The organism is Bacillus sp. ISL-34, assembly GCF_018613325.1.
Taxonomy (GTDB): Bacteria; Bacillota; Bacilli; order Bacillales; family DSM-1321; genus Peribacillus.
In genome coordinates this window covers 17,376-31,199 of the sequence record NZ_JAGGQJ010000025.1, presented here as the reverse complement: position 1 = coordinate 31,199, position 13,824 = coordinate 17,376, and the positions used below count along the sequence as shown (strand labels likewise).

Sequence of the window (13,824 nt, the reverse complement as noted above, 5' to 3'; positions counted from 1 at the left end):
ATGTCTAGCCGATTTGACATCCATGTCCATTTTTTCATATTGGGTCTGACAGTGTGGAAAAACTGGAGAATCCGAATTAGGAGGCAATATGCAATCACAACAAAGGTTATTGGCGGTTCTAGCACATCCCGATGATGAGACTTTCCTGTGTGGCGGAACCATTGCTAAAATGTCTGAGCGAGGTGTTCATATAACTTTACTATGTGCGACAAAAGGCGAAATGGGCCGGCGCATGGGAAATCCCATTCTTACAACAAGGGAGGCATTGCCTGGACTAAGAGTGAAGGAGTTAAAAAACGCTTGTGAAGAATTGGGGGTCAGAGACCTGCGATTTTTAAACGTAAGGGATAAAACGATTGAATTTGAGGACTTCGATTTATTGGCGGAGAGAATTGTAAAGGTGATTCGTGAAGTTCAACCGGATGCACTAGTAACATTCCATAAGAAATATGGGGGGCATCCAGACCATTGTGCGATTGGCCGTGCTGCCGAATTTGCTTTTCTAAAATCCGGTGATCCCGATTTTTCTCCAGATCCAATGTTTCCAGCTTTTGAGGTTCATAGTCTGTACTTTGTCCTTTGGCATGCCTTTTATGATGAATGGTTAAAGGAAAACGGGCTGAGCAGAATCACAGAAGTGAATATAGCAGGGACTTTACAGAAAAAGATCCGTGCCTTAAGGTCCCATCGCTCCCAGACTCTGGCTGTTCCTGAATTGTGGGGGAATCAAAATCCAAACTTGCCTTTTTTAAAGGAATCCGAGTATTTTATCAAAGGGAATACACCTACTAATATAGAAGAAACCGATTTTTTTCAAACGATTGAAAGGATGGGATGATACGCAGTTTGGGCTTAAGTTTGTCTGGAAAGGGGGAAGGAATGTATGGAATTAGAAAAATATGAGCCACTGGAAGAAACACCTCAGGTGCAGCAAAAACCGTTACAAAATAAGGTGCTTTTGTGGCTGAGCGGTATCGCTTTCACCTTTTTTATTGCCCTCTTAGGCTTGGGGCTGTCCAAGATATCAGGATTCAATCGAATCGGTCCTCTTGCATGCTCGATCATCATTGCCGTGATTTATCGTCAAATTGCGGGATATCCTGAAAAGTTCCGGACGGGAATTGAATTTTCCGCAAAAAAACTTTTGCGTTTTGCCATTATTTTATACGGGTTGAAATTAAATATCGATGTGATTTTCAATCAAGGACTGCCATTGTTGGTACGTGACATAGGAACAGTAACATTTGCCATAGTCGTGATGGTCCTGATTGCAAAGTGGTTAAAGGCAGATGCTTCCATTTCCCTTCTTCTTGCTGTAGGAACCGGGATATGCGGTGCAGCAGCCATCGCGGCCATATCTCCAATCGTGAAAGCGAAGGAAGAAGATACAGCCATAGGCGTTGGGATAATCGCTTTAATGGGAACACTTTTCTCCATTGTTTATACACTTTTACGTCCGATCCTTCCGCTATCTGCTTTGGATTATGGAATCTGGTCTGGGATCAGCCTTCATGAAATCGCCCATGTTGCATTGGCAGGAGCACCGGCTGGTGAAGATGCGCTAGCGATTGCACTCCTCGCAAAATTGGGCCGTGTCTTTTTACTTATCCCATTATGTTTCATTTTTATGTATTGGATGAAAAAACGCACATCCGGGAAAATGGGCCATGATGCCAAAATTGATTTTCCATGGTTCCTCGTTGGTTTTATAATCATGAGTCTAATAGGAAGTTATGTGTTTGGAACTTATATTACGGTGTCTCCTCTCGTAATGGATGGCATTTCCAAAACCACTACATTTATATTGACAATGTCCATGATTGGTCTTGGACTGAATGTAAGCCTGCAGGCACTGCGGACAAAAGCCATGCGTCCTCTTTTAGCCATGACCATTACCTCTTTGCTGCTTTCCATAATCTCGTACTTTATCGTTTAATATATAAGCTTTCCATTGTTGTCCCAGTTAGGTAAGCCTGAATATATGATGAGTAATGCATATGGATAAGCCCTGAATATATATTTATTCAGGCTTTTTTATTCATCGAAGAAAAATATTTTTGGAAATAAACGAGTGGAAATTGATGAAATCCTAATTTAAGGAAAAAATCAAGTGTTGGCATGTTTGAATATTATAACTATTTGGTTTACAATATAAGAACTGATACGAACATTACGATGTCTTTTTCTGCTTGGAGGAAATTTTATGGAGTTAGACTTTAAAAATCCAATCCCTTTACATGCTCAATTGAAAACCATATTGGAAAATCAGATTTTGGAAGGTTATTATAAAGACAAAATCCCTAGTGAAAGGGAACTCATGGATATGTATTCTGTCAGCAGGAGTACTGTACGGGAAGCCGTATCCATCCTGGTTCGTGAGGGAATATTGGAGAAGAGGCATGGAAAGGGAACGTTCGTTTCCCTTAAACCTGTACAAGAATGGCTAAAGATGATAAGTTTCACTGAAACCACTAAAAGCATGGGTATTAAACTACTAGATCATGGCCGTGTCATGACACCTGAAAATATAGCTGATGCTAATGGGTTCGAAGATGAATCTTACCATATTAAAAGGCTGCGGTTACAGGGGGATGTCCCAATAGCCATTGAATTGCATTATTATTCTTTGGACCTAGGAAAAAAATTGACGAAATTCGATTTAAGTACAACCGTATTGTATGATGCACTCGAAGGTGATCTAAACATTGACTTTTGTGAAGCGGAACAAATCATAACCTGCGGCTTTCCGACTAAAGAAGATGCTGAACATTTAGGGATAACAGAAACGATGTGCTTGCTGATTACAGAACGGATGATTTTTGATTCAGATGGTAATTTAGTAGAGTATTACAAAGGATTATTCAGATCTGATATGTACTCATTCGCAATGAAAATGTCACGGAAGAATTGATTTGGCACATAAAATGACCTAAGCCTTTCTAAGAATCAGAGAGGCTTAGGTCATTTTCGCTTCTAAAATCATTGAGATGTTTTGAACCGTTTAAAAACACCAGTCAAGACATTCTATTAAAACCCCATTAGCTATAATATGATTTACCACCGGGTTCAACGTAGTTTTAAGGTAGAAAAATGGCTGATTTAGTTGAGACAATATTTACAGTAAATCTATAATATTCAACGTACATATTGATAGGACTTTATGATAGGATTGGCCGTCTGATGAAATAACTGCTTCTTCAGTCTTTCAAGACAAATCGTCCCCCCAGAGGCTCCAAGTCAAGTCCTTAAACGCCTATTTATGCATACTCGTACACAAAGATAAAAGATACGAAAACAAAGGTAGTCAATAAGGTTACACACAATGACAAGTAGACGCACAACTTCCATGTCCTAATTATGGTCAATCGTTGCAACGGCTAACCTCTCCAGACATGCCAAGCGAAACATAACAACCACAAAGGAAATTACCACGAATGAGAAGTTTAGAGATAAAATTAAAGAAATAAATCCAGGCGAAAAAAGCTGAAATATGAACTATAAGGGTGAAAGGAGTTAATTCCTTGAAAGAGCAATCAAATAATAAAAACACTGCTTCAATTAGTGAAAATAGCATAGGCTGGTGGAAAGCAATTATAGAGTCAATCAATGATGGTGTTTTAGTGATTGATCATAATGGGTATGTAAGGATGATTAATCCTGAATATACACGTATTACTGGTGTTACTGCTGAAATCATAGGGGAGCCACTGGTAAAATATCGGCCCGGAGCGCAACTTACAAAAACACTAAAAGATTGTCAGTGTCGTGTTGGGGTCTACCGAAAGACCAAAGACCGGGAATATGTGGTCGATATGGCTCCAATTATTCTAAATGAACAGGTTGTTGGCGCTGTGTCCGTCTGCAAAAGCTTAACTGAAGTTCATAAATTGTCACTTGAACTTCAAAAACAAAACGAGAAAGTCCGCCAGCTTAAAAAGCAGATGAATTCGCTTTATAAGGTAAAATACACTTTTGATGACATTATTGGAAAAGATGGCGGGTTGAAGGACGTAGTGTATGTAGCAAAACGGGTATCCGATTCCAACTTTCCAATTTTAATTATCGGCGAGAGTGGGACAGGAAAAGAATTATTCGCACAGGCTATTCATCATAAAAGCCATCGTGGTAATAAGCCTTTTATTCCAGTTAATTGTGCGTCTATTCCACCTTCTTTATTAGAAAGTGAGTTATTCGGTTATGGAGATGGGGCCTTTACCAATGCAAAAAAAGGCGGTAAAATCGGTTTATTTGAAATGGCAGACCAGGGTACGCTCTTTTTGGATGAAATTGGTGATATGTCATATGATCTTCAGGCTAAGTTACTCAGGGTGTTACAAGAAAGTAAGATCAGAAGGGTAGGAGAAACAGAAGAGCGAAATATTGATGTCAGGATTATTGCCGCTACACACCGTGATTTACAACAGCTTGTAAATAAAAATCATTTTCGCGGAGATTTGTTTTATAGACTTAATGTTATAGGCTTAAAGATAGCACCTCTTCGAGAACGAAGAGAGGATATCCCTGAATTGGTTCATTCATTGCTTCGTTCGTCATTAACTCCACCAGCTAGGGATGGTTCTATGTACACTATTGACGAACAAACTTTAGAATTTTTACGGTCATATGAATGGCCTGGCAATGTTCGAGAATTGAGAAATGTGATCGACTATGCAACTTGTATGGCAGAAGGTATGGAAATAAAGTTCCACCATTTACCAGATGTGATGATGAAGCTTGAATTGAATCGCTTAGATTCTACTCTAAAACCAAACGGTCAAACACTAAAGGACATAACGGAAGAAGCAGAATCAAAATTCATCCAAGAAATTTTGGGGAAGTTCGGAAATGATATGGAAGGAAGAAAAAAAACCGCAAATTCTCTAGGAGTGTCTTTGGCCACCTTATATAATAAAATGAAAAAATACCGTATTATTTAAAGTGATTTCTAAAAAAATAGAATAATATCCATGGATTTCTAAAAAATTAGAAATCCACCAAGGTTATAGAATTAGGGGATAAGTAATTTATTTGAGAATCTTCGTAATAATTTTTTCTAAAAAATTAGAAATTGAATCCACTATAAAAGAAAGCGCTAGCAATAAAGTGCTTTCTTTTTTTGTTTTTAAAATTTCTAAGTGAGTACTTAAATAACTGATAAATCAGCATTAGAGTGAACAAACACCTAAGAAAATCAAACTTCAATGATAATTTAATATAACTTTCTTTGTTTAGGCATGGTTCTTGCAAAAAGTATAGTACACAGCAAAATTCTTATAGAAAGGGCAATGGAATCTTTGGTAAATATGCCTCGTGGGGAAAAAATTTTTTCAACTGAGCTAAGCCAGTAAATATTCAATTTACGACTCATTGGGAGGGATTATATGTTAGCTATTTTAGGTTTCTTGACAATAGGAGTTTTCCTTTACCTCATTATGACAAAACGTTTATCAGTCTTAATTGCTCTGGTGTTGGTGCCGATCGTATTTTCTTTGATTGGCGGATTTGGCTTGGGGATAGGAGAAATGATGTTAGCGGGTATCGAAAAGGTTGCTCCTACGGGAATTATGGTGGCTTTTGCTGTTTTATATTTTGGACTGATGATGGACACAGGTCTGTTTGATCCAATCGTATCTAAGATGCTTCTTATCGTGAAAGGAGATCCCTTAAAAGTGGTGGTGGGCACGGCTGTTATCACTATGCTTGTATCCCTAGATGGGGATGGTACTTCTACTTTTATGATTACTGTTTCCGCCTTCCTTCCTCTTTATAAGAGATTGAAGATGAACCCTCTCATTTTAGCAGGTGTAGTGGCTTTGGGCGCAGGTGTCATGAATCTTGCCCCCTGGGGCGGTCCAACAGCAAGGGCGATGGCAACTTTGAATGTTACTTCTGCTCAACTATTTAATCCTATTCTACCTGCTATGGTTGCAGGTGTCCTATGGGTGTTGTTTTCATCCTATTTGCTTGGAAAAAGAGAAAGGGAAAGATTAGGGATTATAGATATGGGGGAAAAGGACAACATAGCTTTTCAAGAATTAGCGGCAACGACGATAGAATTTAAACGTCCTCAACTTTTTTGGTTTAATCTTATTTTGACATTGATTCTTCTCATCGCTTTAATCAAAGTATGGCTTCCACTTCCTACTTTGTTTATTATTGCTTTTACAATTGCTTTATTGGTGAATTACCCAAACCAAAAACAACAGGTTGAGCGTATCACAAGTCACGCAAACAACGTTGTTATGGTTTCGACCATGATTTTTGCGGCGGGGATTTTTACCGGTATTTTGACCGGGACAAAAATGATTGATGCTATGGCGCTTTCAATGGTGTCGGTTATACCTGAAGCGATGGCGGGCTACTTACCTATTTTGACAGCGATTACAAGCATGCCTCTTAGTTTAGTTTTTACACCGGATGCTTACTATTTTGGAGTGTTACCTATCATAAGTCAAACCGCTTCTACTTTTGGAATTGATCCCATTGAAGTTGGCCGGGCAGCTATACTGGGGCAAATGACAACCGGCTTCCCATTAAGTCCATTAACAGCATCTACGTTTATTCTTATAGGAATGACAGGAGTTGATTTAGGGGATCATCAGCGTTTTATTTTTAAATGGGCATTTGGAACAACGATTATCATGACTATCGTAGCCCTGCTAACAGGAGCTATTACTATTATTTGAGGTGATTATGTTGATTAGAATCGGTTCAGGTGCAGGATTTTCAGGTGATCGGTTGGAACCCGCACTACTTCTTGCAGAAAAAGGGAATTTGGATTATCTAGTGTTGGAATGTTTAGCTGAACGGACAATCGCGCTGGCGCACAAGCGAAAAAAAGAGAATTCTTCATTAGGCTATGATCCGCTGCTTGAAAAGCGGATGGAGCTTTTACTTCCAACACTCATTCAAAATGGTGTGCGGTTAATTACAAATATGGGAGCAGCCAACCCTGTCAGTGGCGCTGAAAAAGTAATTGAAATTGCCCAACGACTAGGTCTTTCTATCAAAGTGGCGGCTGTGACAGGGGATGATGTATCGTCATTCCTGGATACAGATGCACAGACTATGGAAACAAATAAGCCTCTACATTCATATGGCCCAATCTTATCGGCAAATGCCTATCTTGGTGTAGAAGCTATTTTACCTGCGTTAGAAAAAGAAGCAGACATTATTCTGACCGGGAGAGTCGCGGATCCATCCTTATTTTTAGCGCCAATGGTTCACCACTTCGGGTGGTCGGTTGACGAGACAGATTTAATGGCACAGGGAACCATTATTGGCCACCTTTTGGAATGCGGTGGTCAAATTGCTGGCGGTTATTACGCAGATCCGGGAAAAAAGGATGTTCCACATATGGAAAATTTAGGATTTCCGTACGCAGAGGTACAAGCAGACGGTTCTGCCTTAATTACAAAAATTCCAAATACAGGTGGAGTTATTAATCTAATGACGGCAAAAGAACAGCTTTTATATGAAGTCACAAATCCAAACGAATATATTACACCTGATGTAACTGCCGACTTTATGTCAGTAAAGCTACGCGAGGTAGGGCCGGATCGAATAGAAGTAACAGGAGGAAAAGGAAAGAAACGGCCTGAAGCGTTAAAAGTAAGCGTCGGTTACCATGCAGGGTTTATAGGGGAAGGAGAAATTTCATATGCCGGTTCAAATGCATGGGCACGAGCACAACTAGCTGGAGACGTTATGAGAAAGAGACTTGAGATGAGTTTTGATGAGTTGAGGATTGATTATATCGGTGTTTCATCCACACACCGGAATACGTTTGGACAATGGCCTGAACCATACGAAGTCCGACTAAGGGTCGCAGCTAAATCACACAGTCTTAGCGAAGCCGCTAAAATTGGTGAAGAAGTTGAATCTCTTTACACAAATGGGCCAGCAGGTGGAGGAGGAGCAAGAAAGTATACACACGAAGTACTAGGAATTGTTTCTTCTCTACTTCCTCGTGAAGAAATTGAAGTGAGTGTTGTAATAAAGGAGAGTGTACTGCATGAAGAGAAAACTATATGAGCTTGCCCACAGCCGCGCCGGTGATAAAGGGAATATTTTGATGCTTTCGCTTATTCCATATCAGGAAAAAGACTATTCCCTTTTATGCAAAGAAGTAACAATAGAGAGAGTAAAACAACATTTTAAGGACATTGTTGATGGTGAAATTTTTCGATATGAGGTTCCAAATATCGCTGCTCTCCAGTTCGTTTGCCATCAAGCTTTGCTTGGCGGAGTTACAATATCACTCGGTATGGATACGCATGGAAAAAGTTTGAGTTACGCCTTATTGGAGATGGAAATAGAAGTACAAGAAGCATTTATAGGAGGGGAATAAGAAGATGAGAAATCTTATAAATAGTATGTTAATGGTGATGCTTATATTATCATTATTTACTGTGCCTGTTTTTGCAAAAAGCAATCATACTAACAGCAAAGTGGCTGAACCAACGGCTTCTTCTGCATCCGGTAACTATTATAGGGAACAAAAAGTAGTCTTGAATACAACGTCGCCTGGAGCAAAGATTTATTACACGACAGATGGAAGTGTTCCTACAGATAAAAGCACTTTATTTATAGAGGCGATTCGCGTTAATAACGATTCGGTAATTAAAGCTATCGCGATAAGGGGAAAAGTGAAAAGTAAAGGGTCAACTATAAAGAATAAGAAACATCAAAGCGATGTCGCTGAGTTTACTTACACATTCGAGACCAGGGGCTCGATCGCTGAAAAGTTTTTAGAATTCACCTATAAATCGATGCCATACCGTCTATACGTACCGGAAAATTATGATTCAACTACATCTTATCCGCTCGTTTTGTTCTTACACGGGGGTGGGGAACGAGGAAATGATAATGAGAAGCAATTGATGGCCAACGACGGAGCCGTTATCTGGGCGGCACCTGAAAATCAAGCTAAGCATCCATCTTTTATTTTAGCTCCTCAATCGCGTAATGTTCCTGATGGTGGATTCACGATTACCAGAGATGTTAATAACATTGTTAATTTAAGCAGAGTATTCAAAGTGTCCGAGGACCTTAAAATGGCATACGAAGTTTTGCAACACGTAAGAGGAGAATATAATATCGATCCAAACCGACTTTATTCCACAGGATTGTCTCAGGGCGGTTTTGGTACATTCAATATGAATATGGAACATCCTGATACATTTGCAGCGATGGTCCCAATAGCGGGAGGGGCTGATCCGGCTAAGGCACATCTAATCAATCACGTACCAACCTGGGCATTTCATGCAGAAGACGATTCAGTCATCCCTGTTTCATATTCAAGAAATATTATAGATGCTATTGAAAGTGAAGGAGGAGAACCAATATACACGGAATATAGATCAGAAATGAATTATGACCATGCATCATGGATACCCGCCTATGAAAATGAAGAAATGATAGAGTGGGTATTTCAGCAGGTGAAGTCTTCGAATTAAATTTTGTTTAAAATGATTTATTAACTATTTACAAGTGATTAAAGTTAACGAAAAAACCTCTAACACATAGAGGTTTTTCTGTTTTCACGACCGCAAGAAGGACAAGATATGTCGCGTTTTTTTATTGATTTATCGAATTCATAAAAAATGAATATATGAGGAAAAAATCGATGTCTAGGTTTTCTGCAAAAAATAGTAGAATGCATTTCTACTTTTCTCCAGAATCGAGAAACGGAGGTCGTCCCGCGAAAAAACTTTGCAAGCTTACTTACGAGATCGATTTTATAGCTAATGAAAAAAGAATCTTCAATGTGGAAATCCTTTAATACAGTTTCTTCAACTAAGCTTAATCTTAGTTTGAAGAAACTGTGTCACTTTAATAAATATGAATAGTACACCTATGAGAGAGATTGTAAATAACGGGGCCATCTTAAGACAACTTAGTTGACACTCCAATACGTTAAGCAGAATAAATTATTAATTTTGTCTATGTTAAAAACATAGACATATTTTTTATTAATAGGATAAAAAAAGTATTCGTGATTGTAATTTTTTCCGGATGTATAAGAAAAAACACCTTACTGAGATAGTTTTTTTAGGTAGTTTCATGTTAAAAATATCTGTATATGTTGGGAATTTATAAATCTTGGACGATTTTTTTTAGACTCTTCCTTACTTAACGTATTTCATGATCTATAATACCTAGGCTTGCCCACTGTTTTCAGCCGTTTGGTTTTGGAGGGCTTGCCATCCTCCAATTTAGCCGAAATAAGCCCAAGTACCACTCCAAGCAGCGCACCTGCTCCAACTTCCACAGGCTGATGTCCGAGCAGTTCATTCAGTTCTTTCTCACGCTCCACATACTCAAAGCTCGGAAACTCTCCCGAAAATTTCGCCATATTATCTTCTAGATCATTCACAAGCTTGGCAATTTCGCCTGTATGGCGCCGAATCCCTTGAGCATCATACATCACAATCACGCCAAACACTGTCGCAAGTGCTGTTTCCGTATGCAGCCAGCCTTTATTCGCTGCCACATAGGATGCCAGTGCGGCCACACCGGCAGAGTGCGAACTAGGCATGCCACCTGTTGTGAAAGCCTGCTTCAAGTCCCACTTTCCCGTCAGCTTATAATGCGTTAAAATTTTCAGCCCTTGCGCAATGCCGATTGCCGACAGCGCCGTTAAAATTCCCCGATTCATCTTTTCCATGAGCAACTCCTCCACTCCAGACCAGTCCAACCCAATCCAGGATATTATCTTCCCTCTTTTGATACCCCAATAATAATTTTTATATGCAGCAGTTCCATGATTATCGGCTGTTATTAAAGGTCAAGTTTCATGTATATAATGACCCTTTTTTCAGTGTCCGTGTTCGACTATTTCATAATAATTATTTATAGGATGGGTCACTTAAGGAAAATATATAACGGAAGGTTATTAACATGGTGTTAAGGTGGCAATGGAATGAACAAGATCAAGGATATAAATCCGGAAGAGCAAAAAAAGATCCTGACGGTAACCGAGCGATTGTCTTTCACAAAAAACTTCAGGTCAGCTACTGCTGAAGAATGGTTTGTTTTCATTCCCGGCTTTAATGATCCAGCTACTGGGGGAGCTGCTGGAAAGGCTATAGTTCACTACAATCTATATGGAAACAAAGATATGTTCATTAACACGACGGTCATTCTGGATGACCCTGTTCTATTTGAGGTGGAAAACTTTCAGCTGGTTTACTCTATTTGTGATGAACTTATAAATCGTCTAGTGGGGTACGCTGATACTTTACTGTCCGTACACGCAGGTGCAAATTCTTACAATGCTGAGTACAAACGCTAATTGTCGAGAACAAGGGGGAAAAACAGTGCATCATAATCTGGTTCAGTCAATAATCGAACAATCAGTCATGCTTAAAAGTGAAGCAGATTGGGATAAGCTCGTTCAACAAGTTAATGATTCAAAATTTGTATTGCTGGGTGAGGCATCACATGGAACTTCCGAGTTTTACACGGCCCGAGCTGAAATAACAAAAAAACTGATTCAAGAAAAAGGGTTCACCTTTGTAGCCGTTGAAGGCGATTGGCCCGCATGCCAAGCAATCAATAGGTATGTTAAAGGCTATGACCAAGTAACTAAATCCGCAAGGGATGTGCTTAAAAGTTTTAACCGCTGGCCGACCTGGATGTGGGCAAACGAGGAAATGATCGACCTGATTGAATGGATGAAAGAATACAATGAGTCTGGACAGAATCAAACGAAAGTTGGATTTTATGGGATAGATATCTACAGTCTGTGGGAATCCATGGACGAAGTTATCCATTACTTAAAACAAATTGATTCACCTGACCTCGAAGCTGCCAGACATGCGTTCACATGTTTTGAGCCATTCAATCGGAATAATGAGGAGTACGCAGTTTCAGCAGGCATTTTTTCAGAAGACTGTATAGAGGAAGTAGCCAAATTACTGACAACTATTCAACGGAAAAAAGAAAAATACCCCCATCATGAAGAATTGAATTTGAACCTTCAAGTGAATGCATTGGTAGCGTATAATGCAGAAAATTATTACAGGACGATGGTGGTTCATGATGATAAATCATGGAATATTCGAGATATGCATATGGTGGATGCGCTAAATGAAATCATGGATTTTTACGGCTCTGAAGGCAAGGCGATTGTATGGGAACATAATACCCATGTTGGCGATGCCAGCGCTACAGATATGAGAGATTCCGGGATGATTAATGTCGGCCAGGTCATTCGTGAACAAAACCCAGCTGAAGATGTATTTATCACAGGTTTCGGAACCTACAGGGGAACTGTAATTGCAGCAGATGAGTGGGGCGTGGATCTTGAAATAAAAACAGTACCCCCTGCAATGAATGGAAGTTGGGAGGAAGCTATGCACCTTTCGGGTGCGTATGATAAGTTGCTCATTTTCACCGATGAAAATCGGCAGCTATTCCAAGATAGGATTGGACATCGGGCGATTGGAGTTGTATATAGACCGGAATATGAACAATATGGAAACTATGTACCTTCTGTTATGTCAGATAGATATGATGCTTTTATTTACATTGATGAAACTCAGGCCCTTCACCCGCTTGTTCATGAAAAAGCACCCGTTATGTAATAAATTTCAAGCCCTTTATAACCTTTCAAGTTATAAAGGGCTTGTTCGTGCTTATTCCTATTGCCCAATGTTGGTGTTAAAAAAATTGTCCTCGCCAAATTGAAAAATATCACTGCCCGATGACTTCTTATTCATTCATTAATTCTTTTATCATTAAAAGATGAGGACCGCCATCTTCCATAAAGACATCGGATGAAGTTTGATAGCCGAGTTTTTTATAAAAGCCCTCTGCCTGTGTTTGCCCATGTAATTTAACCTGGGATATTTCCTTTTCTTTTGCAATTCCTTCCAACGTTTTAATTATTATTTTTCCAAGACCAAATTTACGGTAAGGCTCTAAGATGCAAATTCTCTCCAATTTTCCTAAACCATCAACAACTCTTAACCTACCAGTTCCGACTGGTTTTTCATTATAATAGGCTAATATGTGTTCAGATAAAGCATTAAGTGTATCGAATTCATCAAATTCACTTTCTAATGGGAAACCTTGTTCCTCGACAAATACTTCTTTTCTGATTAGAAAGGCTATTTTTAAATCATTTTCTGTAGTTATTCTCTTTGAATCCAATGTTCTTCATCCCTTTTCTAGATTTATTCAGTAAGACAAGTCATAATATATGTATATCCTTTTTATAGTATATACGAAATTATATTTGTTGTAAATGCAACAAAAAAGTCAGGGGCTTTTTGAATGAAGGAAATACTCCGTGAAATTGGAATGATAGCAAGGGCATTGGACTCTATAAGTAATATCGAATTTAAAGAATTTGACCTTACAAAAGGGCAGTATTTGTATCTTGTTCGAATATGTGAAAATCCAGGAATCATCCAGGAAAAGTTAGCAGAAATGATAAAGGTTGACCGAACGACAGCAGCTCGGGCCATTAAAAAACTTGAAATTCAAGGTTTTATTGAAAAGAAAAATGATGAGGAAAACAAAAAAATTAAAAAGTTATATGCTACTGATAAAGGTGAAAAGGTTTATCCCTTTTTGAAAAAAGAAGGAGAGTATACCGACAAGGTTGCATTATCTGGATTTTCTTTGGAAGAAACGGAAACGATGTTTCATCTTCTTCAAAGGGTCAGAAAAAATATTGAGGTAGATTGGGAATTTGTGAAAAAGGGAAATAAGAGGGGGTATTGATACAGCGTATAAGTTATCACTGATTCATGGTTGACTAATTGGTGTAAGCATCAATGTAATGGTTGCGGAAAGATATTATAAAAAGAGGCT

Annotated in this window: 13 protein-coding genes; 11 read left to right on the top strand and 2 right to left on the bottom strand. The window is 38.9% G+C overall.

The features are described 5' to 3' along the window. The first annotated feature begins 88 nt into the window (after positions 1-88). The 8 genes from J7E52_RS17520 (at position 89) to J7E52_RS17485 (ending at position 9,458) form a co-directional block, all read left to right on the top strand. Positions 89-838, top strand: a complete 750-nt coding sequence (locus J7E52_RS17520) for a PIG-L family deacetylase (protein WP_214749222.1) — start codon at positions 89-91, stop codon at positions 836-838. A gap of 45 nt (positions 839-883) precedes the next feature. Continuing rightward, complete coding sequence (locus J7E52_RS17515) at positions 884-1,936, top strand: YeiH family protein (protein WP_214749219.1); 1,053 nt, start codon at positions 884-886, stop codon at positions 1,934-1,936. A 267-nt stretch (positions 1,937-2,203) separates the two neighbouring features. Further along, complete coding sequence (locus tag J7E52_RS17510) at positions 2,204-2,911, top strand: GntR family transcriptional regulator (RefSeq protein WP_214749216.1); 708 nt, start codon at positions 2,204-2,206, stop codon at positions 2,909-2,911. A 610-nt stretch (positions 2,912-3,521) separates the two neighbouring features. Then, complete coding sequence (locus J7E52_RS17505; RefSeq protein WP_214749214.1) at positions 3,522-4,937, top strand: sigma-54 interaction domain-containing protein; 1,416 nt, start codon at positions 3,522-3,524, stop codon at positions 4,935-4,937. A gap of 444 nt (positions 4,938-5,381) precedes the next feature. Next, on the top strand, positions 5,382-6,686 hold the full coding sequence (locus J7E52_RS17500) for a CitMHS family transporter (RefSeq protein WP_214749211.1): 1,305 nt from the start codon (positions 5,382-5,384) through the stop codon (positions 6,684-6,686). 7 nt (positions 6,687-6,693) lie between these two features. Beyond that, positions 6,694-8,034: an acyclic terpene utilization AtuA family protein gene (locus J7E52_RS17495; RefSeq protein ID WP_309476904.1), complete on the top strand. Its 1,341-nt coding sequence runs from the start codon at positions 6,694-6,696 to the stop codon at positions 8,032-8,034. Further along, positions 8,015-8,350: an AtuA-related protein gene (locus J7E52_RS17490; RefSeq protein ID WP_214749208.1), complete on the top strand. Its 336-nt coding sequence runs from the start codon at positions 8,015-8,017 to the stop codon at positions 8,348-8,350. Before J7E52_RS17495 ends, J7E52_RS17490 begins: the two co-directional genes overlap by 20 nt. Before the next feature lie 4 nt (positions 8,351-8,354). Continuing rightward, positions 8,355-9,458: a chitobiase/beta-hexosaminidase C-terminal domain-containing protein gene (locus J7E52_RS17485; RefSeq protein ID WP_214749206.1), complete on the top strand. Its 1,104-nt coding sequence runs from the start codon at positions 8,355-8,357 to the stop codon at positions 9,456-9,458. A 686-nt stretch (positions 9,459-10,144) separates the two neighbouring features. Here J7E52_RS17485 and J7E52_RS17480 read toward each other — a convergent pair. Then, positions 10,145-10,669, bottom strand: coding sequence for a divergent PAP2 family protein (locus J7E52_RS17480; protein ID WP_214749706.1), 525 nt, complete (start codon positions 10,667-10,669; stop codon positions 10,145-10,147). Positions 10,670-10,924: 255 nt separating this feature from the next. Between J7E52_RS17480 and J7E52_RS17475 the strand changes: the two genes are divergently transcribed. Beyond that, the gene (locus J7E52_RS17475) at positions 10,925-11,296 is read left to right on the top strand and encodes a hypothetical protein (RefSeq protein ID WP_214749203.1); all 372 of its coding nucleotides are present in this window, start codon (positions 10,925-10,927) and stop codon (positions 11,294-11,296) included. A gap of 25 nt (positions 11,297-11,321) precedes the next feature. Next, entirely contained in the window at positions 11,322-12,590 is a 1,269-nt protein-coding gene (locus tag J7E52_RS17470) for an erythromycin esterase family protein (RefSeq protein ID WP_309476903.1), read from the top strand. 127 nt (positions 12,591-12,717) lie between these two features. Here J7E52_RS17470 and J7E52_RS17465 read toward each other — a convergent pair whose 3' ends face one another. Next, positions 12,718-13,158 carry a GNAT family N-acetyltransferase gene (locus tag J7E52_RS17465; RefSeq protein ID WP_214749197.1) on the bottom strand — a complete coding sequence of 147 codons (441 nt, stop codon included), beginning with the start codon at positions 13,156-13,158 and terminating at the stop codon, positions 12,718-12,720. A gap of 123 nt (positions 13,159-13,281) precedes the next feature. On the opposite strand from J7E52_RS17465, the gene J7E52_RS17460 reads away from it, so the two are divergent. After that, complete coding sequence (locus J7E52_RS17460) at positions 13,282-13,734, top strand: MarR family winged helix-turn-helix transcriptional regulator (protein ID WP_063233436.1); 453 nt, start codon at positions 13,282-13,284, stop codon at positions 13,732-13,734. Positions 13,735-13,824: the final 90 nt, after the last annotated feature.

Bases quoted from the DNA above. Each gene is read 5' to 3' on its own strand.
- J7E52_RS17495 (WP_309476904.1), top strand. From the start codon at position 6,694: ATGTTGATTAGAATCGGTTCAGGTGCAGGATTTTCAGGTGATCGGTTG.
- J7E52_RS17480 (WP_214749706.1), bottom strand. From the start codon at position 10,669: ATGGAAAAGATGAATCGGGGAATTTTAACGGCGCTGTCGGCAATCGGC.
- J7E52_RS17510 (WP_214749216.1), top strand. From the start codon at position 2,204: ATGGAGTTAGACTTTAAAAATCCAATCCCTTTACATGCTCAATTGAAA.
- J7E52_RS17500 (WP_214749211.1), top strand. From the start codon at position 5,382: ATGTTAGCTATTTTAGGTTTCTTGACAATAGGAGTTTTCCTTTACCTC.
- J7E52_RS17460 (WP_063233436.1), top strand. From the start codon at position 13,282: ATGAAGGAAATACTCCGTGAAATTGGAATGATAGCAAGGGCATTGGAC.
- J7E52_RS17520 (WP_214749222.1), top strand. From the start codon at position 89: ATGCAATCACAACAAAGGTTATTGGCGGTTCTAGCACATCCCGATGAT.
- J7E52_RS17515 (WP_214749219.1), top strand. From the start codon at position 884: ATGGAATTAGAAAAATATGAGCCACTGGAAGAAACACCTCAGGTGCAG.
- J7E52_RS17490 (WP_214749208.1), top strand. From the start codon at position 8,015: ATGAAGAGAAAACTATATGAGCTTGCCCACAGCCGCGCCGGTGATAAA.
- J7E52_RS17485 (WP_214749206.1), top strand. From the start codon at position 8,355: ATGAGAAATCTTATAAATAGTATGTTAATGGTGATGCTTATATTATCA.
- J7E52_RS17475 (WP_214749203.1), top strand. From the start codon at position 10,925: ATGAACAAGATCAAGGATATAAATCCGGAAGAGCAAAAAAAGATCCTG.